Genomic DNA, 21019 nt, shown 5'->3' on the forward strand with positions numbered 1-21019 from the left:
GGGGTTGAAAGCGACGCCATGGATTCCAACGCCCACAAGCCGCCACGAAGCGGCCCCAAAAGAACGGGGAGGGATTTCATCGCGCGGCATGGCGAGACGGTGTTCAACGCCGCCGGGCGGCTGCAGGGCGACCATCCACACACCCCGCTGACGCGCGCCGGCTTTGCCCAGGCCGACGAGATGGGGCGGGCACTGCGCGCGCATCTGGGAGCGAAACCGGCACTGACGTTATGGTCTTCGCCAACCGGGCGCGCCTTGCAGACGCTGGCGATCATTGCCGAGCATCTCGAGCTCGACTGGCACGCTGCGCGGACCGACGCGCGGCTGGTCGAGATCGGCACGGGGAGCTGGGGCGGGGCCTATTATGCCGACTTGGCCGATGCCGGCGTCACGGTGGTCGACCGCACGCACGGGCTGCTGTTCCCGGCAGAAGATGGCGAAAGCTATCCCGAGATTGTGGCGCGTGTGTCAGGATGGCTGACCGATACCGAGAGCGATCACGGCGACCGGCTCGTCATCATGCACGGAATTTCGAGCCGGGTTTTGCGCGGTGTGATGACCGGCATGGCCGATTTGCCCGGATATGGCGCGCCCGCGGCGCCGGGATTGCCGCAAGGATCGGTCGTCGCGATCGAGCACGGCATCGAGTCGCTGGTGCATCGCGGCATGGGCCACGCCCCGGCATGAAGCGCGTGGCGCTGCTTGCACTAATGGTCGCGACGCCCGCGGCGGCGCGCGATTCGCTCGGCGTGTTCGATCGCTGGGGCGCATTCACCGATGCCGCGCCGCTCAGCTGCTATGCGATCGCGCAGCCGGTCGAGGCGGGCGGCGCATCGCGCTGGCGCCCGTTCGCGAGCATCGCGAGCTGGCCCGCTCGCGGCATCCGCAACCAGCTCCACATCCGGCTGAGCCGCGAACGCAATCCGCAATCGCGCGTGACGCTGTCGATCGGCGAGCGGCGCTTCGAACTCGTCGCAGGCAATGCCGACGCCTGGGCACCCGACCGGCGGACCGACGCCGCGATCATCGCCGCGCTTCGCTCGAGCCGGAGCATGAGCGTCGAGACGCTTGCCAAAAGCGGCGCACCGTTCGCCGATGTCTATGCCTTGCGTGGCGCGGCGACCGCAATCGACGCGGCGTCGCTCGGGTGTGTGGGGCGCTAGCGGCCGACCTACTTCCTCCGTCTTCCCCGCGAAAGCGGGGATCCCGCTACTTTGTCGGTGTCATAAGAAGAAGCGGCACCCTCGCTTTCGCGAGGGTATCGGGGTATTGGTCAATACGCTGATCGGCGAAACGCACCCCGGTAGAAAAACCCGCCGAAACACGCTATGTGCCAGCGCATGCCCAACTCCGCGACCACCCTCATGGCCATTCCCGGCCATATCGACCCCGTGCCCGTGCCCCGCGCTTTCGAGCCGCGCGCCGATGGCCGTATCGACTTGCTCGGCCTGTCCAAGGCCGATCTGCGGCTCGCGCTCGAGACCTCGCAGCTCGACCCCAAGCAAGCGAAGCTGCGCGCAAAACAGCTGTGGCACTGGATCTACAATCGCGGCGTGCGCGATTTCGCGCTGATGACCGACATCGCCAAGACGATGCAGCCGTGGCTCGAGCAACGCTTCGTCATCTCGCGCCCGCAAGTCGTCGAGGCTCAGGTGTCGAACGACGGCACGCGCAAATGGCTGCTGCGGTCGGACGACGGCAACGATTACGAGATGGTGTTCATCCCCGACGCCGACCGCGGCACCTTGTGCGTGTCGAGCCAGGTCGGCTGCACGCTCAACTGCCGCTTCTGCCATACGGGCACGATGCGGCTCGTCCGCAACCTGACCGCGGGCGAGATCGTCGGCCAGGTGATGCTCGCGCGCGACGCGCTCGGCGAATGGCCGAGCCAGCCCGAGGGGCGGATGCTCACCAACATCGTGATGATGGGCATGGGCGAGCCGCTCTACAATTTCGACAATGTCCGCGATGGCTTGAAAATCGTGATGGATGGCGACGGGCTCGGCCTGTCGCGCCGCCGCATCACGCTGTCGACCTCGGGCGTCGTGCCCTTGATGGCGCGCGCGGGCGAGGAGATTTCGGTCAACCTCGCCATCTCGCTCCACGCGGTAACCAAGGAAGTCCGCGACGAGCTGGTGCCGATCAACAAGAAATACGGCATCGAGGAATTGCTGCAGGCGTGTGCCGATTATCCCGGCACCAACAATGCGCGGCGCATTACCTTCGAGTATGTCATGCTCAAGGACAAGAACGACAGCGATGCCGATGCGCGCGAGCTCGTCCGGCTGCTCAAGCATTACAATTTGCCCGCCAAGGTCAACCTGATCCCGTTCAACCCGTGGCCGGGCGCGCCGTACGAATGCTCGACGCCTGAGCGGATCAAGTCCTTCTCGAACATCGTGTTCGACGCAGGCATCAGCGCGCCGGTGCGCACCCCGCGCGGGCGCGACATCGATGCGGCGTGCGGCCAGTTGAAGACCGCGAGCGAGAAGATGAGCCGCGCCGAACTCGACCGCCAGGTCGAGGCGAAACTGGCGGCGCTCGACTGACCTCGCTTCGTCACCCCGGGCTTGTCCCGGGGTCCACCGTGCAGCAAGAGCATCGCGGGCAGGATGTGCGGCGCGGTGGACGCCGGGACAAGCCCGGCATGACGAGGTACGGGTGACTCTGCCTACCATAGCGCTGGCCGCTGGCGCCGGCATCCTCGGCGGTGCGATGAACGCGCTTGCGGGCGGCGGCAGCTTCGCGACCTTGCCTGCGCTCATCGCGCTCGGCCTGCCCGCCAACACCGCCAATGCGACTTCGAACGTCGCGCTGCTGCCCGGCGCGGGGACGAGTGCCTGGGCGTTCCGCACTGAGCTCGGTCCGATCGGCGGCGTGGGCCTGCGCACGCTCGTCGCCATCACCTTCGTCGGTGGCCTGGCGGGCAGCGCGCTGCTCGCGCTCACGCCGAGCCATGTGTTCGATCTCGTCATTCCCTGGCTGTTGCTGTTCGCCTTCCTGGTAATCGCCTTCGGCAAGACGGCAGCCGATGCGCTACGGCGTCGCGTCGCGATCGGGCAGCGGACGCTGATCGTCGCGCAAGGCCTGCTTGGCCTGTACGGTGGCTATTTCGGCGGCGGCGTCGGGCTGATGACGACGGCGGTCTACGGCCTGCTCGCAGGGGTCTCGCCGCGCGCGCTGTTCGCGCCGCGCACGCTGATGCTCGCGGTCGCCAATGCCGCCGCCGCAATCGTGTTCATCGCGGTCGGGCTCGTCGCGTGGAGCGCGTGCCTGCCGATGCTGGCGGGCGGGATGCTCGGCGGCTGGGGCGGCGCGCATCTCGGCAAGCGGCTGCCCGCCGGCGTGGTACGCGCGTGGACGCTGCTCGTCACCGCGGTGACGACGGGCGTCTTCTTCTGGCGCGCCTACGGCTGAACCGCGCTCAGCGCGCGGTGCCATCCTGCAGCGCGACCAGCGCCGCGACGAGCTTGGGATCGTCGGTCTCGGCGATCGACGCCTTGTAGGCGGTGCGCATCTTGGCGACTTCGGCGGCCCATTGCTCGGGCTTGAGCCGAGGTTGCGTCAGGATCTGTTCGGCCGAATGGCACGCGGTGCAATTGGTGCTGACGATCTCGGCGCTCGCAGGCAAGGTGACGCTTTCGGTCGGCAGCGTGATGCTTTGCGCGCTCAGCGCAATCGCGCGCGCGCCGCCGCCGCCGGTGCGCGTCTCGCCTGGCGTGGCATAACGCTGGCACCCACCGAGCAGAAGCAGGAGCGCAACAAGGGGGAACGCGCGGCTCATACGGTAACCTTCGCGGTTTCGATCACATTGCGCATATAGCCGCCGGGATTCCAGATCGGGTCGGCGGCTTGCGTGATGCCGCGCACATTGGTCGCGCGCACCGCGACCGTGTGGCTGCCGCGTGGCAGGACCGCGGCCCAGCGGCGGAAGCCGTACTGCCCGTGATCGCGTCCGAGCTGTGCCGCATGCCAGCTCTTGCCGGCATCGATCGACCATTCGACCTTCGCGACGCCGGCATCGCCGCCCATCGCGATCCCGCGCACGGCTTGCGCATCGGCCTTGGTGAAGAACGCGCGCGGCAGCATCCGCCCGATCGGCGCAGTCGGGAAATCCTTCGCGCCGGGGACGACGCTCGCGCGCGGCGCGGTCGGGATGCGGTACGCCTTCTCCATCCAATAGCCCGTGTCGGGGCCGGTCAGCAGTTCGATCGAATCGAGCGCCTTGACCCAATAGGTCGAATAATAGCCCGGCACGATCAGCCGCAGCGGGAAGCCGTTGAGCAGCGGGAGCTGCACGCCGTTCATGCCGTATGCGACGATCACGTCGCGGCTGCGCGCCTCGGCAAGCGTCAGCGTCTTGGCGAACCACGGCGCATCACCCGGCGGCTGATCGAGCCCGGCAAATTTGACATGACTGCCCTTCGCGCCCGCACGGTCGAGCAAGTCGGCGAGCCGCACGCCGGTCCATACCGCATGCCCCATCGCGCCATTGCCCCATTGCGAACCGGGCACGCGCGGGCCGAACAGCCCGCGCGAATTGCCCGAACATTGGTTGACCGCGGCGATCTCGACCGCGGGCATGCTCTGGATCGCATCGAGCGACAGCGACAGCGCGCGGTTGACCGCGCCCTTGATCCGTAACCGGAAAGCGGCGGCATCGACCGACAAGGGAATGTCGGCATAATGCCAGCGGACGAAGAAGCGGTCGTTGGGCGTCGCCGGATCGTCCGACAGCGCGCCGTCGAACGCCGCCAGCGGCGTTTCGAGCAATGGCCCGCGCGTGCGCTGCAGGATCATGCCCGTCTTGCCGGGAAAGGCATCGGTCAGCGGGCGTCGGCCATCGTTCTCGGAAAAGCCGAGATCGACGAGCGATTGGGCCCACAACGGACTGCTCGCGAGTGCCCCTGCACCGAGCGCGAGCGCGCCGCGTCGGCCGATCTGCTGGCGCAACGCGTCATCCATGCTGGATCGCCAGCGGGGCAAAGCGCGCGACTTGCTGGCCGACCATGCGCAGCTGGTCGATCACCGCTTGGTCGTTCGCGCCGCCTTCGTCATCGAACTTGGTGACTTGCGAATTGACCGCGGCGGCAAACGGCGTCGGCCAGCCGCGCAGCGCGTGGACGATCGAGCGCAGCGCTGCGATCGTGCTGCCCGTCGCCTGCCAGCCATACGCCGTCGCGATCAGCCCGACCGGCATGTCGGCGAGGTACGGCCGGTGCGGATCGCGCGCGGTTTCCTCGAGCAGATCGAGCGCATTCTTGACGACGCCCGAGATGCTGCCGTGATAGCCCGGCGAGGCGATGATCAACGCCGAGGCCTGCCGGATGGTATCGACGAAATCGCGCTCTTCCGCGGTGCGCGACGTCGCCTTGGGGTCATAGAGCGGAAGCCGCCCCATCTCGGCACCGCCGAACAGCCGCGTGCGGAAGCCCTCCTGCCCCGCAGCCTCTAGCGCGATCGCGAGCGCACGCTCGGTCGACGAGATGCCGCCGATCGTCCCGCCGATCCCCACCACCAGGGGCTGGCCGGCGACAGGCGAAGCAGAGAGAGCGTCGGACATGAACAAGGCTTTCGGCAGAGGGGCGCGACCGCCCGACGCTATTCTGATAGCGTTGTCAGGGGTCCACCTCAAGGTGGAAGTCGCCGGCGACCCTACGCTGCGCCGCCCGGATTCGGCAAGCGATCGCCGTGCGCTGCGCGGGGAACGGCTCGCTTGGCCGCCAGTCGGCTGCTACAGGCCTGGCAATGTCGCCTCCCCGCTTGCCGCGTCTGTTTTACATGACTAATACACACACTCGTCGTTGCGGGATCTAGTCATGCGTTTCTTCTCCTCCGATCGCGACGCGGACTCGCGCCAGGCCGATGATGCGCTCGAACTGACGCACGGCATGCCGCCGCCCGAGCGGCGCATCGATCCCGGCTATCCACCGCAGCCGCCGTTCGATTACGAGCGCTACGCAGCACGGCTTCCCACCGCCCGGCGCCGTACGGTCACGCGCTGGATCATGCGCGGCGTCGCGGGGCTGATCGTGCTGTTCGTCTTCGCGGTCGGCTGGCTCGCGGTGACCGCGCCCTTGTCGAAATCGCTCCAGCCGCCGACGCCGCCAAGCATCACCTTGCTGTCCGACGACGGACGGCCGTTCGCGCGGCGCGGCGCGGTGATCGACGCGCCGGTCGACGCGGCCAAGCTCCCCAAGAATGTCACCAACGCCTTTCTCGCGATCGAGGACCGGCGCTTCCGCTCGCATTGGGGGATCGACCCGCGCGGCATCGCACGCGCCTTCTTCCACAATGTGACGTCGAAGGGACGCGACCAGGGCGGCAGCACGATCACGCAGCAGCTCGCCAAGAACGCGTTCCTCGATTCGGACCGCACCGCCGCGCGGAAAATCCGCGAAGTGATGATCGCCTTCTGGCTCGAGGCGTGGCTGACCAAGGACCAGATTCTCTCGCGCTATCTGTCGAACGTCTATTTCGGCGACAACGTCTATGGCCTGCGCGCCGCCGCGCGACACTATTTCGCAAGGAAGCCAGAGAATCTGTCGATCGGCCAGGCGGCGATGCTCGCCGGGCTGGTCAAGGCGCCCTCCAAGCTCGCGCCGACGACCAACCTGCAGGGCGCACGCGATCGCGCGCGGCTCGTCGTCGCGGCGATGGTCGACGCCAAGCTGCTCGACAAGGACGAAGCCGCGGGCGTCCGCCCCGCGCGCGTCGTTCCCGAAGCGAAGGCCCCGCTCCCCAACGGCACCTATTTCGCCGACTGGGTGCTCCCCGCCGCGCGCGACCATGCCGGCGAGATCGCCACCGAATCGACCGTCCGCACGACGCTCGACCGCCGCCTCCAGGCCGCCGCCGAGCGCGCGGTGAAGCGCGCTGGCCTTAAACAGGCGCAGATCGCGCTCGTCGCGATGCGCCCCGACGGACGCGTCGTCGCGATGGTCGGCGGGCGCTCCTATGCCGCAAGCCCATTCAACCGCGCGACACAGGCGCAGCGCCAGCCGGGATCGGCGTTCAAGCTGTTCGTCTATCTCGCCGCGATGCGCAGCGGGATGACGCCCGATTCGGTGATCGACGACAAACCGATCACGATCGCTAATTGGTCACCCAAAAACGCCGATGGCCGCTATCTCGGTCCGATCACGCTGCGCCAGGCGTTCGCGCGCTCGTCGAACGTCGCGGCGGCGCGGATCACGCAGCAGGTCGGCGTCGCCAAGGTCATCCAGGCAGCGCGCGACCTCGGCGTTTCGACCCCGATCCCCAATGAGGCGACGATCGCGCTCGGCACGTCGAGCATGTCGCTGCTCGAACTGACGGCGGCCTATGCCGCGGTCGCCGCCGAGCAATATCCGGTGCGCCCGCGCGGGCTCGAGGATCCGCCCGAGCGCGGCGTGCTCGCGACGCTGACCGATCGCAGCCACGCGCTCGACGGCACGCTGCATGACGAAATGCTCGATTTGCTCTCCGCCTCGGCCGAGACCGGCACTGGCCGCGCGGCCGCGCTCTCGGTCAAGACCTACGGCAAGACCGGCACGACGCAGGACAATCGCGACGCGCTGTTCGTCGGCTTCGCCAACGGGCTGGTCGTCGGCGTGTGGGTCGGCAACGACGACAATACCCCCAACGCCGGCCTGTCGGGCGGCGGCGTGCCGGCCCGCGTCTGGCGCGATTTCATGCAGCAGGCGCTGGGAGTCGGTGCCGCGCAAGTCGCGGCACCTGCCGAAGACGAAATGGTTGACCCCGACGCCGCCAACGGCATTGGCGAGACGCTCGAGAATTTCCTCGATCCGTCGAACATTCCGCCGGTCGAGGGCGAAATCCCCGGGATCGGCCGTGTGCGCTTGCGCAACGGCGAGCTCGACTTCCAGTCGAACCCGCCCGACGAGCGCGATCGTCGGCGGAGTGACCCCGAAGAGCGCGCCCCGCCCCGCGATTTCGGGCGCGAGCCTGACCGTGGTGGACGCGACTATCGGGATTATCAGGACGATCGCTGACCGGACGAGTTGACGCCGCGCACGCCCGTCCGCAAGACCGCAGCATGCGCTTCTTCTCCGACAATGCCGCCCCGGTCCACCCGGCGATCTTCACCGCGATGGCCGACGCCAACGTGCTCGACACCGCTTATGATGGCGATCGCTGGAGCAAGGCGCTCGATGCGCGCTTTTCCGAGCTGTTCGAGACCGAGGTGCGCGCGCTGTGGGTGCCGTCGGGCACGGCGGCGAACTGCCTTGCGCTCGCTGCGATGTGCCCGCCGCACGGCAGCATCGTGTGCCACCGCGACGCGCATATCCAGAATGACGAATGCGGTGCGCCCGAATTCTACACGCACGGCGCCAAGCTGTTCCTCGCCGATGGCGACGGCGCGAAGCTGACGCCGGAAACGATCAGCGCGGTGCTCGATGCGACGCGCTACGACGTCCACCAGACGCAGCCGCATGCGATCTCGATCACCAATGCGACCGAATATGGCCGCGTCTATTCGCCCGCCGAGGTCGCTGCGATCGGCGATCTCGCCAAGGCGCGCAAGCTCGGGCTGCACATGGACGGCGCGCGCTTCGCCAATGCGGTCGCCTCGCTCGAGTGCGCGCCCGCCGACGTGACGTGGCGCGCGGGCGTCACCGCGCTGAGCTTCGGCTTCATCAAGAATGGCGGGATGAACGCCGAAGCGCTGATCTTCTTCGATACCGCGCTCGCCGACGCGACGCTCTACCGCCGCAAGCGCGCCGGGATGCTGCTGTGCAAGGGGCGCTACCTCGCGGCGCAATTGCTCGCGATGACCGAGGGCGATCTGTGGCTCGATCTCGCACGCAACGCCAACACCGGGGCAGCGTTGCTCGCCGCCGCGGCGGGCGACCGGCTGGTGCATCCGGTCGAGGCGAACGAGGTGTTCATCCGCGTCTCCGCCGCCGAAGCTGCGAGCCTGCGCGCGCTCGGCTTCGATTTCTACGATTGGGGCCCGGGCGAAGCGCGGCTCGTCATCTCGTGGAACCAGGATCCCGCCGACATCCGGCCGCTCGCCGACGCGATCGCCGCGCTTTGAGCGCTGGGGCAGCGCCCAGTTCGAGCAAGCTCGCGATCCTGATTCCGTTCGGGATCGTCACGCTGATCTGGGGCTCGACCTGGCTCGTCATTCGCGGGCAGCTCGGCGTGGTGCCAGCGAGCTGGTCGGTGACGTATCGCTTCCTCGTCGCTGGCGTGGTGATGTGCAGCTATGCGCTGATCCGGCGTGAATCGCTGCGGCTCGATGCGCGCGGGCTGCGCTTCGCGGCGGTGCTCGGGCTCGCGCAATTCTGCCTCAACTTCAACTTCGTCTATCGCGCGGAAATGCACATTACGTCAGGGCTGGTCGCGGTGGTGTTCGCGCTGATGCTGCTGCCCAATGCGGTGTTCGGGCGGATCTTCCTGGGGCAGCAGCTCGGGCGGCAGCTGATTATCGGCATGGCGGTGGCGATGGCGGGGGTCACGCTGCTGTTCGTGCGCGAGATCCGGATCGATCCGCACGGGCCCATCGAGGCGCTGACCGGGATCGGCTTCACGCTGCTGGCGATCTTCTCGGCCTCCTCGGCGAACGTGATGCAGGGCACGCAGACCGCGCGCGCCTATCCGATGATCCCGATGCTCGGGGTCGCGATGCTGCTTGGCGCCACGTTCGACGGGGCGTTTGCGTGGGTGACGACGGGTCCGCCGGTGATCGAGCTCACCTTCGCCTATCTTGCCGCGACGCTGTATCTCGGCGTGTTCGCCTCGGCGATCGCCTTCCCGCTCTATTTCGGCGTGCTACGCGTGATCGGCCCGGCCAAGGCTGCCTATTCAGGCGTGCTCGTTCCCGTCATCGCGATGTGCCTGTCGACGCTGTTCGAGGGCTATCGCTGGTCGCTGCTGGCGGGCGCCGGTGCCGCGCTGGTGATCGGCGGGCTGGTCATCGCCTTGAGGGCGCGCAGGCCCGCGCGATAGTCGCGATACGCCGGGCGCCAGCCGAGCACGCGCTTGGCCTTGGCGTTGGCGATGCGGCGATTCTCGGCATAGAAACCGCGCGCCATCGGCGAGAGCGAGTCGAGCGGCACGAACGGGGGGGGATCGCGCCCGAGCAACGCCGCCGCGAAGGTGATGACGTCGTTCTGGCTCGCCGGCACATCATCGGCGAGGTTGTACGCACCAGCCGGCGCATCGAAGCCCGCAATCACGCCCGACACGATATCGTCGACATGGGCGCGGCTGAACACTTGGCCGGGCGATTCGACGCGGTGCGCAGCGCCGCTCGCGACGCGGTCTAGCGGCGAGCGGCCGGGGCCGTAGATCCCCGGCAAGCGGAACACGCGCGCACCGAGCGCCAGCCAGTCGCGATCCGCCTCGGCGCGTGCGCTGCGGCGGCCGGTGCCGATCGGCGCGGTTTCATCGACCCACGCGCCCGCCGCATCGCCGTAAACGCCGGTCGAGGAGAGATAGCCGAGCCACGCCCCGCTCCGTGCGAGCGCTGGACCGTAGGAGACAAGCACCGGATCGATCTCGCCCGACGGCGGGACCGACGAGAGCACATGCGTCGCGACCGCGGTCTCGCGCGCGATCGCGGCGCCGTCCTCGAAGCGGAGCGTGTCGCCGCGGCCATCGCGCGTCGTGCCGACGACTTGCCAGCCCGCCGCGCGCACCCGCGCGGCCAGCACATGCGCGGTGTAGCCGAGCCCAAAGATCAGGAGACGCATGTCATGCCCTTAGCAGTTCCCCGGCGCAGGCCGGGGCCCAGCAGCGCAGGCTGCTGCGAAGACCGTTGCGCTCGCCCATTCCGTCCGTCCGCCTGGGCCCCGGCCTTCGCCGGGGAACCGAAATTATCTCGCGCCATAGCCATGATAGAGCAACCCGAAGAAGTCGCCCTTGTTCCAGCGCGGCCGCGCATCGCCATCGGCGATCGCGCGGGCGATCGCGTAATTGGCGTCGACGAAGCGAATCCCCTGCCGCCAGTCGATCGGTTGCGCCAGATCGTCCGAGGGCTGGTGATAGCGATGCGCGAAGAAATCGGCGGTCGCCGCCTTGCCCGGCCCCTTCTGCCCCGGCCACAGGAACACCGCGGGCACGCCTTGCTGGACGAAGCGATAATGGTCCGAGCGCACGAAGATCCCCTGCGCCGGATCGGGATCGGGCGACATCGTCACGCCGAGCGTCCCCACCGCCTGCGCGACTATCGGCCCGAGCGTCGAGCGGTCTGCGCCGAACACCGTCATGTCCTCGAACGCGTAGGACAGGATCGGCATGTCGAGGTTCACATCGGCGACGATCGACTGGATCGGCAGCGTCGGGTGCTTGGCGAAATAGTCCGAACCGACCAGCCCCTTCTCCTCGGCGGTGACCGCGAGGAACAGGATCGAGCGCCGCGGGGGCTTGCCCGACGCCTTGAAGCGCCGCGCTTCCTCGATCAGCGCGGCGATGCCGACGGCATTGTCTTCGGCGCCGTTGTAGATGGCGTCACCCTTCGCATCGGGCGTGCCGACGCCGAGATGGTCGAGATGCGCCGACAGCACGACCACTTCCTTGCCGAGCTTGGGGTCGCTGCCGGGGATCAGCCCCGCGACATTGCCGCTCATCCCAGGCTCGAAGCGCGTCTTGAGCGCGACCGTCGCCCCGATGTTGAGCGGCATCGCGCGAAAGGTCGCGTTGCTGTCGGCAACGCGCGCCGCGATCGCGGACCACGGCGTCTTGGACTGCGCGAACAATTTGGCCGCGCCCGTCCCACTCAGCGTCGCGAGAATCGGCACGCCGGGCGAATCGCCCGTCCCATCGGCGCGCGCCCAGGTCGTGCGCGGCCGGTCGAAGCTCGCGCCGCCCTGCGGCAGCGCCGCGCGCGTGAGCACGATCGCGCCGACCGCGCCGTGCGCCGCGGCGATCACCGCCTTGGTCGCGGGGCTCGAGAAATGCGCGCGCTCCTCGCTCTGGAAGCTGAGCGGCGCGCCGCCGAAAAACGCGACGATCTTGCCGCGCACATCGACGCCGGCATAATCGTCCCGCTTGTAATCGGGCGCGACGAGCCCGTAGCCAACGAACACCACCGGCGCATCGAGCGCGGTCTGCGCCGCGCCCGCCACGACGCCTGGCATATAGTCCTCGCCGAATACCAGCCCGAGCGGCGCCGCACCGGGCCGCGTCAGCACGACGTCGCCCTTGTCCGCCGCGCGATAGCTGACGAGCGGCACCTTCTGGATATAGCTGCCGCCGTCGCCTGCTGGCTTCAACCCCGCGGCATAGAATTGCGCCGCGACATATTCGGCGGCGATCCGGTATTCGGGGCTCCCGGCCTCGCGCCCGCGCAACGCGTCGGAAGCGAGGAACAGCACATGCGCCTTCATCGCGGCCTGATCGTCGGGCAGCGGCGCGTCCTGCGCGCTCGCCGCCGGCGTCATCGCGATCGCCGCCAGCGCAAGGAACCGGATCTTCATGTCTGCCCTCTTCATCTGTACGAGCGCGGTAGCACAGCGCCGCGCACGCACAAACGGCGCGATTTCGGTAGCGAGCGGCAAACAGCCACCCTACATCTTGGTCAATGCTCGATCTCCAGACCAGCCTCGCCCAGCCCCATGTCACGCGCCGTGCGGAATATACGCCGCCCGACTGGCAAGTGCCCGAAATCGCGCTCGACTTCGCGCTCGATGCCGCGGCAACGCGCGTCAAAGCGACGCTGCACGTCCAGCGCGGCGATCTGCATCAGCGGCCGCTGCGGCTCGATGGCGCCGGCCAGACCCTGCTGTCGGTCAAGGTCGACGGCGTCGCGGTCAATGACTGGACGCTCGACGGCGAGACGCTGGTCCTGCCACTGAGCGGCTCGGCGCATGTCATCGAGACCGAGGTCGAGATCGCGCCCGAACGCAACACGCAATTGATGGGGCTCTACGCCTCGGGCGGCAATCTGTGCACGCAGTGCGAGGCCGAAGGCTTCCGCCGCATCACCTATTTCCCCGACCGGCCCGACGTGCTCAGCCGATATCATGTCCGCATGAGCGCCGACAAGGCGCGCTATCCCGTGTTGCTCGCCAATGGCGATCCGATCGCTTCGGGCGACCTCGAAGGCGGACGGCATTGGGCCGAGTGGCGCGACCCCTTCCCCAAGCCGTGCTACCTGTTCGCGCTGGTGGCGGGCGATCTCGCGGTCAATCGCGGCAGTTTCGTGACGATGTCGGGGCGCGAGGTCGAGCTCGGCATCTGGGTCCGCGCCGCGGATATCGACCGTACGCATCATGCGCTCGACGCGCTCAAGACGTCGATGGCATGGGACGAGCGCGTCTATGGCCGCGAATATGATCTCGACGTGTTCAACATCGTCGCGGTCGACGATTTCAACTTCGGTGCGATGGAGAATAAAGGCCTCAACGTCTTCAACTCGCGCTACATCCTCGCCGATCCCGACACTGCGACCGATTACGATTACGACGCGATCGCCGCGGTCGTCGCGCACGAATATTTCCACAATTGGTCGGGCAACCGCGTCACCTGCCGCGACTGGTTCCAGCTGTCGCTAAAGGAAGGCTTCACGGTCTATCGCGACCAGGCCTTCTCGGCCGATCAGGGCTCGGCCGCGGTCAAGCGGATCGAGGATGTCCGCGGGCTTCGCGCGTCGCAATTCCCCGAGGATGCCGGCCCGCTCGCGCATCCGATCCGCCCCGACGAATATCAGGAAATCTCGAACTTCTACACCGCCACGATCTACAACAAGGGCGCCGAGATCATCGGCATGCTTGCGACGATCCTCGGCCGCGAGAAATTCCGCGCCGGGACCGATCTCTATTTCGACCGCTTCGATGGCACCGCCGCGACCTGCGAGGATTTCGTCGCGAGCCTCGAGGACGCGAGCGGCATCGACTTGACGCAATTCCGCCGCTGGTACGGCCAGGCAGGCACGCCGCGCGTCACCGCGTCGTTGCACCACACCGAAGGCTCGGGCCGCGCCGAACTCGTGCTCGCACAGCGCACGCCGCCCACGCCGGGGCAGGAGCACAAGCTGCCGCTCGTGCTGCCGCTGCGCATCAAGCTGTTCGGGGCCGAGACCGCGCAGACCGTCGCGCCCGAACAGACGATCCTGCTGACCGATGCCGAGGAACGCATCGTCTTCGAAGGCGTCACCGAACGCCCGGTGCTGTCGATCAACCGTGGCTTTTCCGCTCCCGCGATCCTCGAGACCGACCGCACCGCCGCCGACCTCGCCTTTCTCGGCGCGCATGACGATGATCCGTTCGCGCGCTACGAGGCCTTGCAGCAATTGATGCTCGATACGCTGGTCGCCGCTGCAGGCAACAATCGCGCCGACACCGCTGCGGTCGTCAAGGCAGTCGCGGGGACGCTTGCCGACGCGACGCTCGATCCGGCTTTCATCGCCGAGGCGGTACTGCTTCCGTCGGAAAGCTTCATCGGTGATCAGATGGCGGTCGTCGACCCGGAGGCGATCTTCAGCGCGCGCGAGGCCTTGCGGCGCGAGATCGGGCGGACGCTCGAGGCCGACTGGCGCGCGGCGTACGACGAGTCGCAGGCGACGGGTTCGGGCTATGTCTACTCCCCCGCGGCGAAGGGCCTACGCCGGCTCAAATCGGTCGCGCTCGGCTACATCGCCGCCTCGGGCGCGAGCGATGCCGCCGCGCTCGCCTTCGCGCAGTTCGAAGCCGCCGACAACATGACCGACCGGCAGAGCGCACTGACCACGCTGGTCGCCGGCGACTCGGCCGAACGCATTGCAGCGCTCGACATCTTCTACAATCGCTACAGCGACAATGCGCTGGTGCTCGACAAATGGTTCTCGGTGCAGGCGATGGCACCGCGTGACGATACCGGAGCGATGGTCGCCGAATTGCTGCGGCATCGCGCTTTCACGCTCACCAACCCCAATCGCGCGCGCGCGCTGATCGGGGCGTTCGGGGTGAACCAGCGCGCGTTCAATGCGGTCGATGGGTCGGGGTATCGCTTGCTTGCGGACCAGCTGATCGCGCTCGACCGGATCAATCCGCAGACTGCCGCGAAGCTGATCGCGCCGCTTGGACGCTGGCAGCGCTACGATGCAGCTCGCGGGGGCATGATGCGGGCGGAACTGGCGCGGATCGTCAAAACGCCGGGTTTGTCGAAGGATATGTTCGAGCAAGCGTCGAAAAGTCTCGACGCCTGAAGGTCGTTTAGCGTGCGGCGGCGACCTGGCTCGCCGTCGCGGCGCGCGCCGGTTCCATCGGATGTAGCGTCACGAGCGCCAGCGCACCCAGCGCGAACCCACCGACGAACTTCCACAGGAAATCGGACTTCAAGACGCTACGCATTGCTTCTGACCTTTCGCGCCCGGCCCCGTGCCGAATCGCTGCGGTGCAGCAAATCGGCTTCTCGGGATCGTTTCGCAAGCGGCTTATTGGCAACCCAGCGTTAACGGAAACTGACCGTTAGCGCAGCGCGGCGCACGCCGTCTGGATCCGCTCGCACGCTTGCGTCAGCAACGCATCCGACGTCGCGTACGAAATCCGCATCGCCGGCGACAGGCCGAACGCCGCGCCCTGCACTGCCGCGACCTTGGCATCGTCGAGCAGATAGCCGACGAACGCTTCGTCGGTATCGATCAACTTGCCCGCCGGCGTCGACTTACCGATCACGCCCGACAGATCGGGGTAGACGTAGAACGCGCCCTGCGGCCGCGGGCAGGTGATGCCGTCGGCCTGGTTGAGCATCGACACGACGAGATCGCGGCGGCCCTGGAACACGCGCGCCCAATCCTTAAGGAAGCTCTGGTCGCCGTTGAGCGCGCCCGTTGCCGCGGCCTGCGCGATCGAGCAGGGGTTGCTCGTCGATTGCGACTGGAGCTTGGCCATCGCCTTGATCAACCACGAGGCGCCGCCGGCATAGCCGATCCGCCAGCCGGTCATCGCATAGGCCTTCGAACAGCCGTTGGCGGTCAGCGTGCGCTCGTAGAGCGACGGGCAGACCTGCGCGATCGTCGCGAATTCGAAGCCGTCGTAGAGGATATGCTCGTACATATCGTCGGCGAAGATCCAAACGTGGGGATGCCGTTCGAGCACCTCGCCGAGCGCCTTCAACTCGGCGGCGGTGTAGGCAGCGCCGGTCGGGTTCGACGGCGAGTTGAGGATCACCCACTTCGTGCGCGGGGTGATCGCCGATTCGAGCTGCTCGGGGAGCAGCTTGTAGCCCTGCGACGCGCCCGCCGCGACGAACACCGGCGTGCCGCCTGCAAACAGCACGACATCGGGATAGCTCACCCAATAGGGCGCCGGGATGACGACTTCGTCGCCCGCGTCGAGCGTTGCGACCATCGCGTTGAACAGCGTGTGCTTGCCACCGACGTTCACCGTGATCTGGTCGGGCGTGTAATGCAGGGCGTTGTCGCGCGCGAACTTGGCGACGATCGCGGCCTTCAGCTCGGGCGTGCCATCGACATTGGTGTATTTGGTCTTGCCGTCGTGGATCGCCTGGATCGCGGCGTCCTTGATGAAATCGGGCGTGTCGAAATCGGGTTCGCCCGCACCAAGGCCGATCACGTCGACGCCGGCGCGTTTCAGCTCCTGCACGCGCGTCGTGATCGCAAGCGTTGGCGAGGGCTTGATGCGGACGAGCGCGGCGGATGGCTGCATGTGAAGGACCTTGCGGAAATGCCGCGGTGCGGCGGGTTCGCGCGAGCGCTTATCGTGCCGAAGCGTTTGTCGCAACCACGCGCCGCGCACGAATCAGTCCGCGCAGGGCGTTTCCGACGAAAAAATCCTGCGTCAGATCGGCCTCGGTGAGGTCCCCCTCGATCGCTTGGCCCTGCGCGATGAGATCGGCGCGCAGCACGCCGGGCAGCAGTCCGTCGGCGAGCGGCGGCGTCACCAGCGTGTCGCCGCGCGGCACGAACAGCGTCGTGAAGCTCCCTTCGGTCAGCCGCCCGTCAGGACGCACGAACACGACTTCGTCGCAGCCAGCCGCGCGCCGCGCGTCATCGTAGAAGCCACGATCGCTGGTCTTGTGGCGCAAGCGGATATCCGCTGGCGTGACGGGCAACGGCACCACCGCGACCGATAGCGGCGCATCGCGCACCGCGGGCAGCGGCGCGACCTCGATCGCCACCGCGCCGCTGCGCGCGAGCAGCAGCCGGACTTTGCGCCCCGCGCGCAGCCGGAAGGTCGCCGCCTGCAATTCATTGCGCGCGCTGTGCCGATCGAACGCGAAACCGAACGCGCGCGCACTCGCGGTCAGCCGCTCGAGATGGCGGTCGAGCCGCAAGATGCCGTGTTCGGGATCGAACGCCATCGTCTCGATCAGGTCGAACGGCCGCGGATCGCGCGTCATGAAGGCGGTCTTCGCCCTGGCCTCGTCCCATTCGGCGGCGGCGCGCGAATCGGCGACGATCCCGCCCCCTGCCCCGTAGCGCGCGTGGCTCGCGCCATGCGGCAGCGTCAGCGTGCGGATCGCGACGTTGAACATCGCATCGCCGTCAGCATCGAAGCGACCGATCGCCCCGGTATAAAGCCCGCGCGGCCCCTGCTCGATCTCGGCGATCGCCTGCATCGCCGCGATCTTCGGCGCGCCGGTGATCGACCCGCACGGAAACAACGCGGTGAGCACGTCGATCGCATCGGTCTCGGGCGCGATCTGCGCGGTGACGGTCGAGACGAGCTGGTGGACGGTCGGATAGCGCTCGACCTCGAACAGGTGCGGCACCGCGACCGAACCCGCGCGCGCCACCCGCGCAAGATCGTTGCGCATCAGATCGACGATCATCAGATTTTCGGCGCGCTGCTTGGGATCGTTGGCGAGCGCGCGCGCGGCGGCGGCATCCTCGGCCGGCGTCGCCCCGCGCAGTGCCGTCCCCTTCATCGGACGACACGTCAGCGTCTCACCCTCGAGCGCGAAGAACAGTTCGGGCGAAAGCGAGAGCACCGCCATGGCGCCAGTGTCGATCAGCGCCCCGATCCCCGCGCGTGCACTCTCGCGCAACCGCGCATAGGCCGAGCGCGGATCCCCGAGCACCGCAATCTGGCCGAGATGCGTGAGATTGGCCTGATACAGATCCCCGGCGGCGATCAGCGCCTGCACCGCTGCGAACTGCGTGTCGTAATGGCGCTTGTCGATCGTCGATTCGGGCGCGCCGATCCAGGCACCCGCGGGATCGGGCAACAGGCCGGGAACATCGCCGGGCGCGGTCTCGGCAAAGTCGGTGAACAGCCCGAACCACAGCAACGGCATGTCCGATTCCGCCGGCTCGGCGAGCGCTGGCTCGAACGCCGCCCCCGCTTCGTACGACAGGAACCCCGCCGCATGGAGCCCGTCGCGCCGGGCGGCGCGCAGTTCGGCCAGCGCGGGCGCGATCTGCGCGAGAGTCCACGCCGCGACGATCCGCACCGGATCGCGATAGAGCCGCGCCGGTGCGCCGCCGTCACGGGCATCGTCGAGCAGGACGAAAGGCGGGGAAAGACGCGTCACCATATGTCGTTTCGCAGATGCCCCGGCTTTGCTGCCCGGGGCAACCCTTGGTTTTCGCGGTGGTCCGCCGTATCTCGGACGCATGAGCACCCAAGCCCCCCTGCCGCCGCTCCGCGCCGCGATCATTCCCGTCACACCGCTCCAGCAGAATTGCACGCTGCTGTGGTGCACCGCGACGATGCGCGGCGCGTTTGTCGATCCCGGCGGCGACCTCCCCAAGCTGCTCGCCGCGGCGCAGGAACACGGCGTCACGGTCGAGAAAATCATCCTGACCCACGGCCATATCGACCATTGCGGCGAGGCCAAGCCCCTCGCCGACCAGCTCGGCGTGCCGATCGAGGGCCCGCACGAGGAAGACCGCTTCCTCACCTGCTCGCTCTCCGAGAGCGGCGCGCAATACGGCATCGCCGGCATCAATTTCGAACCCGACCGCTGGCTGGTCGAGGGCGACACCGTCAGCGTTGGCGATCTGGTGCTCGATGTGTACGAGACACCGGGCCACACGCCGGGCCATGTCATCTTCCATCACGGGCCGTCGAAGCTGGCGATCGTCGGCGACGTGCTGTTCGCGGGCTCGATCGGCCGGACCGATTTCCCGCGCGGCAACCATCCGCAATTGCTCGAATCGATCGTCACCAAGCTGTGGCCGCTCGGCGACGACACGACCTTCCTTCCCGGCCACGGCCAGCCAAGCACCTTCGCGCACGAGCGGCGCACCAACATGTTCGTCAGCGACGCGGCAATGGCGGCCTGAGACGATGAAACCGGGCGACATCCGCATCGGCATCGGCGGCTGGACCTACGAGCCGTGGCGCGGCAGTTTCTTCCCCGAGAAATGGCCGCACAAGCGCGAGCTCGATTATGCCGCGAGCAAGCTCACCGCGATCGAAGTCAACGGCACCTATTATTCGTCGCAGAAGCCAGCGACCTTCGCCTCGTGGGCGAAGGCGGTGCCCGACGGCTTCGTCTTCGCGCTCAAGGCGTCGCGCTATTGCACCAACCGCAAGGTGCTCGCCGAAGCCGGCGAGTCGATCGCGCGCTTTACCGGGCAGGGGATCGTCGAGCTCGGCGACCGGCTCGGGCCGATCTTATGGCAGTTCATGGCGACCAAGAAGTTCGATCCCGAAGATTTCGGCGCGTTCCTCAAATTGCTGCCCGCCGAGCAGGACGGCATCGCGCTGCGCCACGCGGTGCAAGTCCGGCACGAAAGCTTCCAGACACCCGAATTCGTCGCGCTGGCGCGTGCCGCCGGGGTGGCGATCGTCTATGCCGATTCGACCGACTATCCGGCGATCGCCGATGTATCGGGGGACTTGGTCTATGCCCGGCTCGAGGCCGCGGTCGAGGAAGAGCCCGCAGGTTATGCGCCAGCGGCGCTCGATCGCTGGGCCGGCGCGGCACGACGCTGGGCCGAGGGCGGTGCGCCCGTCGACTTGCCCTATCTCGCCGACCCAGCGCCAAAGACGCCGCGCGAAACCTTCGTTTTCTTCATCAACGGCGCGAAAGTCCGCGCACCGCATGGTGCGATGGCCTTGATCGAGCGCGTCGGCGCTTAAGGCGTTGCCTCAGCCGGGGTAGCGGGCGCTTGGGCCGGCGCGGCTTGCGGCTGCGGGGGCACGGTATCGACGCCCGGCGCGAGAATCGCCGCGCTCTCGATCGTGTCGAGTGCGCGGCGGACATCGACATACCGCCGCGCCGCGCTCGTCCAGCGACCGGCCGACGCGACGCCGGGCGTCCGCGACACCTCGGCGAGCGCCGCCTCGACCTGCCCCGCCTCGAGCAACCGCCGCGCACGCGCGACGCGATCGACCGGAAGCGGCGAGGGCGTGCCCGCACGGCGCAAAACGATCAGATGGCCAAGCTCGTCGCGCAGGCTTTGCCACCAGCCATTGCTCGCGGCGCCAGTGAGCAGCTCGGGCGTGACGCCATCGAGCCCGGCGCGCAGATCCTCGAGCGTCACCGGCGCGCGTGCCGCCTGGATGATCGTCGCGACCGCAGCAGGCTGCAGCGCGGCGAAGCGCGAGCGCAACTGCCCCTCGAGGAAGCCGAGATTGAGCCCGCGGTCGATCGCGCGGCGCGCGGCAAAGGCAATCATCAGCGCCTGACTGCGCGTCGCATAGGTCGAGGCGCGCTGCGAATCGCGGTCGATCGTCCCGGCGCGCGCTTCGAGTGCGTCGATCTCGGCAGCGAGCGCGGCCTCGCGCGTCGTCAGCGCAGCGAGTTCAAGCGCGGGCGCCGCAACGGCTGCCTTGTTGGGCACGATGACGAGCGGCGCCTGCCCATTTGCACCGACCGGGACCGTAACCGTGGCGATCGGCTTGGCATCGGTCTTGACGTATTTGACCACCAGCAGCGCGGCGAGCCCCGCGCCGACCAGAAACGCGATCAGCGCAAGCGCGATCCCCGCGCGCCAGCCGGGTCCGCGCGCGGCGCGCGGCGGGAGTGGGGGTGGGGGCGGCGCGGAAAGCGGCGGCAGCAAGCGCGGTGCGGGTCGGTCGGAGAACGCCGAATCACGGCTGGGCGATCCGGGCAAAGCGGGATCGGGGACGGGGAGGGCGGGTTCGTCCATCATCACCTTATCGGGGCGTCGGCGCGG

The 21019-nt window shown here is 68.1% G+C and carries 19 protein-coding genes; 10 read left to right on the top strand and 9 right to left on the bottom strand.

Annotated features, from left to right (window positions below; genetic code table 11):
* Positions 1 to 18 precede the first annotated feature (18 nt).
* The 4 genes from ABIB28_RS07515 (at position 19) to ABIB28_RS07530 (ending at position 3417) form a co-directional block, all read left to right on the top strand.
* Positions 19 to 687, top strand: coding sequence for a histidine phosphatase family protein (locus ABIB28_RS07515; protein ID WP_354287517.1), 669 nt, complete (start codon positions 19 to 21; stop codon positions 685 to 687).
* Positions 684 to 1163 (top strand): hypothetical protein, encoded by a 480-nt coding sequence (locus ABIB28_RS07520; protein ID WP_354287519.1) that lies wholly within the window; start codon positions 684 to 686, stop codon positions 1161 to 1163. Before ABIB28_RS07515 ends, ABIB28_RS07520 begins: the two co-directional genes overlap by 4 nt.
* Before the next feature lie 177 nt (positions 1164 to 1340).
* On the top strand, positions 1341 to 2549 hold the full coding sequence (rlmN, locus tag ABIB28_RS07525; protein WP_354287521.1) for a dual-specificity RNA methyltransferase RlmN: 1209 nt from the start codon (positions 1341 to 1343) through the stop codon (positions 2547 to 2549).
* A 112-nt stretch (positions 2550 to 2661) separates the two neighbouring features.
* Positions 2662 to 3417: a sulfite exporter TauE/SafE family protein gene (locus tag ABIB28_RS07530; RefSeq protein ID WP_189676458.1), complete on the top strand. Its 756-nt coding sequence runs from the start codon at positions 2662 to 2664 to the stop codon at positions 3415 to 3417.
* 7 nt (positions 3418 to 3424) lie between these two features.
* On the opposite strand, the gene ABIB28_RS07535 is transcribed toward ABIB28_RS07530, so the two are convergent.
* Genes ABIB28_RS07535 through ABIB28_RS07545 form a run of 3 tightly spaced genes read right to left on the bottom strand, consistent with a single transcriptional unit; the run spans position 3425 to position 5563 of the window.
* Positions 3425 to 3784 carry a cytochrome C nitrite reductase gene (locus ABIB28_RS07535; protein WP_354287524.1) on the bottom strand — a complete coding sequence of 120 codons (360 nt, stop codon included), beginning with the start codon at positions 3782 to 3784 and terminating at the stop codon, positions 3425 to 3427.
* Entirely contained in the window at positions 3781 to 4965 is a 1185-nt protein-coding gene (locus tag ABIB28_RS07540) for a molybdopterin-dependent oxidoreductase (RefSeq protein ID WP_354287526.1), read from the bottom strand. The genes ABIB28_RS07535 and ABIB28_RS07540 overlap by 4 nt, the downstream gene beginning before the upstream one ends.
* A complete protein-coding gene (locus tag ABIB28_RS07545) occupies positions 4958 to 5563 on the bottom strand; it encodes an NADPH-dependent FMN reductase (protein WP_322161656.1) in 606 nt (201 codons plus the stop codon). Before ABIB28_RS07545 ends, ABIB28_RS07540 begins: the two co-directional genes overlap by 8 nt.
* A 256-nt stretch (positions 5564 to 5819) precedes the next feature.
* On the opposite strand from ABIB28_RS07545, the gene ABIB28_RS07550 reads away from it, so the two are divergent.
* From ABIB28_RS07550 to ABIB28_RS07560, 3 genes are read left to right on the top strand one after another with little or no spacing between them, the layout of a single operon-like run.
* Positions 5820 to 7994 carry a transglycosylase domain-containing protein gene (locus ABIB28_RS07550; protein WP_354287528.1) on the top strand — a complete coding sequence of 725 codons (2175 nt, stop codon included), beginning with the start codon at positions 5820 to 5822 and terminating at the stop codon, positions 7992 to 7994.
* 44 nt (positions 7995 to 8038) lie between these two features.
* On the top strand, positions 8039 to 9040 hold the full coding sequence (locus ABIB28_RS07555; RefSeq protein ID WP_354287530.1) for a threonine aldolase family protein: 1002 nt from the start codon (positions 8039 to 8041) through the stop codon (positions 9038 to 9040).
* Entirely contained in the window at positions 9037 to 9954 is a 918-nt protein-coding gene (locus tag ABIB28_RS07560) for a DMT family transporter (protein WP_354287532.1), read from the top strand. The genes ABIB28_RS07555 and ABIB28_RS07560 overlap by 4 nt, the downstream gene beginning before the upstream one ends.
* Here the strand turns inward: ABIB28_RS07560 and ABIB28_RS07565 are convergent.
* Both ABIB28_RS07565 and ABIB28_RS07570 read right to left on the bottom strand, forming a co-directional pair.
* Positions 9864 to 10700, bottom strand: a complete 837-nt coding sequence (locus ABIB28_RS07565) for a Rossmann-fold NAD(P)-binding domain-containing protein (protein WP_354287534.1) — start codon at positions 10698 to 10700, stop codon at positions 9864 to 9866. The genes ABIB28_RS07560 and ABIB28_RS07565 overlap by 91 nt on opposite strands.
* 123 nt (positions 10701 to 10823) lie before the next feature.
* A complete protein-coding gene (locus ABIB28_RS07570) occupies positions 10824 to 12425 on the bottom strand; it encodes a M28 family metallopeptidase (protein ID WP_354287536.1) in 1602 nt (533 codons plus the stop codon).
* A 104-nt stretch (positions 12426 to 12529) separates the two neighbouring features.
* On the opposite strand from ABIB28_RS07570, the gene pepN reads away from it, so the two are divergent.
* Positions 12530 to 15133, top strand: coding sequence for an aminopeptidase N (gene pepN / locus ABIB28_RS07575; protein WP_354287538.1), 2604 nt, complete (start codon positions 12530 to 12532; stop codon positions 15131 to 15133).
* A gap of 7 nt (positions 15134 to 15140) precedes the next feature.
* Here pepN and ABIB28_RS07580 read toward each other — a convergent pair whose 3' ends face one another.
* From ABIB28_RS07580 to pabB, 3 genes are all read right to left on the bottom strand, one after another.
* Positions 15141 to 15278 carry a hypothetical protein gene (locus tag ABIB28_RS07580; RefSeq protein ID WP_189676467.1) on the bottom strand — a complete coding sequence of 46 codons (138 nt, stop codon included), beginning with the start codon at positions 15276 to 15278 and terminating at the stop codon, positions 15141 to 15143.
* A gap of 117 nt (positions 15279 to 15395) precedes the next feature.
* Positions 15396 to 16595, bottom strand: a complete 1200-nt coding sequence (locus ABIB28_RS07585; RefSeq protein WP_354287540.1) for a pyridoxal phosphate-dependent aminotransferase — start codon at positions 16593 to 16595, stop codon at positions 15396 to 15398.
* 49 nt (positions 16596 to 16644) lie between these two features.
* Positions 16645 to 18426 carry an aminodeoxychorismate synthase component I gene (gene pabB, locus ABIB28_RS07590; protein ID WP_354287542.1) on the bottom strand — a complete coding sequence of 594 codons (1782 nt, stop codon included), beginning with the start codon at positions 18424 to 18426 and terminating at the stop codon, positions 16645 to 16647.
* Positions 18427 to 18505: 79 nt separating this feature from the next.
* On the opposite strand from pabB, the gene ABIB28_RS07595 reads away from it, so the two are divergent.
* Positions 18506 to 19177 carry an MBL fold metallo-hydrolase gene (locus ABIB28_RS07595; RefSeq protein WP_189676470.1) on the top strand — a complete coding sequence of 224 codons (672 nt, stop codon included), beginning with the start codon at positions 18506 to 18508 and terminating at the stop codon, positions 19175 to 19177.
* 4 nt (positions 19178 to 19181) lie between these two features.
* On the top strand, positions 19182 to 19979 hold the full coding sequence (locus tag ABIB28_RS07600; RefSeq protein WP_354287544.1) for a DUF72 domain-containing protein: 798 nt from the start codon (positions 19182 to 19184) through the stop codon (positions 19977 to 19979).
* Here the strand turns inward: ABIB28_RS07600 and ABIB28_RS07605 are convergent.
* The gene (locus ABIB28_RS07605; protein ID WP_354287546.1) at positions 19976 to 20992 is read right to left on the bottom strand and encodes a hypothetical protein; all 1017 of its coding nucleotides are present in this window, start codon (positions 20990 to 20992) and stop codon (positions 19976 to 19978) included. The two genes, ABIB28_RS07600 and ABIB28_RS07605, sit on opposite strands and share 4 nt — an antisense overlap.
* Between the last annotated feature and the right edge of the window lie 27 nt (positions 20993 to 21019).

Origin of the sequence: Sphingomonas sp. UYEF23, assembly GCF_040546165.1 — a bacterium.
Classification (GTDB): Bacteria; Pseudomonadota; Alphaproteobacteria; order Sphingomonadales; family Sphingomonadaceae; genus Sphingomonas; species Sphingomonas glacialis.

Coding starts and splice junctions, on each gene's coding strand:
- ABIB28_RS07515 (WP_354287517.1), top strand. CDS start 19: ATGGATTCCAACGCCCACAAGCCGCCACGAAGCGGCCCCAAAAGAACG.
- ABIB28_RS07605 (WP_354287546.1), bottom strand. CDS start 20,992: ATGGACGAACCCGCCCTCCCCGTCCCCGATCCCGCTTTGCCCGGATCG.
- ABIB28_RS07535 (WP_354287524.1), bottom strand. CDS start 3,784: ATGAGCCGCGCGTTCCCCCTTGTTGCGCTCCTGCTTCTGCTCGGTGGG.
- rlmN (WP_354287521.1), top strand. CDS start 1,341: ATGCCCAACTCCGCGACCACCCTCATGGCCATTCCCGGCCATATCGAC.
- pepN (WP_354287538.1), top strand. CDS start 12,530: ATGCTCGATCTCCAGACCAGCCTCGCCCAGCCCCATGTCACGCGCCGT.
- ABIB28_RS07600 (WP_354287544.1), top strand. CDS start 19,182: ATGAAACCGGGCGACATCCGCATCGGCATCGGCGGCTGGACCTACGAG.
- ABIB28_RS07585 (WP_354287540.1), bottom strand. CDS start 16,595: ATGCAGCCATCCGCCGCGCTCGTCCGCATCAAGCCCTCGCCAACGCTT.
- ABIB28_RS07545 (WP_322161656.1), bottom strand. CDS start 5,563: ATGTCCGACGCTCTCTCTGCTTCGCCTGTCGCCGGCCAGCCCCTGGTG.
- ABIB28_RS07550 (WP_354287528.1), top strand. CDS start 5,820: ATGCGTTTCTTCTCCTCCGATCGCGACGCGGACTCGCGCCAGGCCGAT.
- pabB (WP_354287542.1), bottom strand. CDS start 18,426: ATGGTGACGCGTCTTTCCCCGCCTTTCGTCCTGCTCGACGATGCCCGT.
- ABIB28_RS07520 (WP_354287519.1), top strand. CDS start 684: ATGAAGCGCGTGGCGCTGCTTGCACTAATGGTCGCGACGCCCGCGGCG.
- ABIB28_RS07540 (WP_354287526.1), bottom strand. CDS start 4,965: ATGGATGACGCGTTGCGCCAGCAGATCGGCCGACGCGGCGCGCTCGCG.
- ABIB28_RS07595 (WP_189676470.1), top strand. CDS start 18,506: ATGAGCACCCAAGCCCCCCTGCCGCCGCTCCGCGCCGCGATCATTCCC.
- ABIB28_RS07580 (WP_189676467.1), bottom strand. CDS start 15,278: ATGCGTAGCGTCTTGAAGTCCGATTTCCTGTGGAAGTTCGTCGGTGGG.
- ABIB28_RS07565 (WP_354287534.1), bottom strand. CDS start 10,700: ATGCGTCTCCTGATCTTTGGGCTCGGCTACACCGCGCATGTGCTGGCC.
- ABIB28_RS07570 (WP_354287536.1), bottom strand. CDS start 12,425: ATGAAGATCCGGTTCCTTGCGCTGGCGGCGATCGCGATGACGCCGGCG.
- ABIB28_RS07555 (WP_354287530.1), top strand. CDS start 8,039: ATGCGCTTCTTCTCCGACAATGCCGCCCCGGTCCACCCGGCGATCTTC.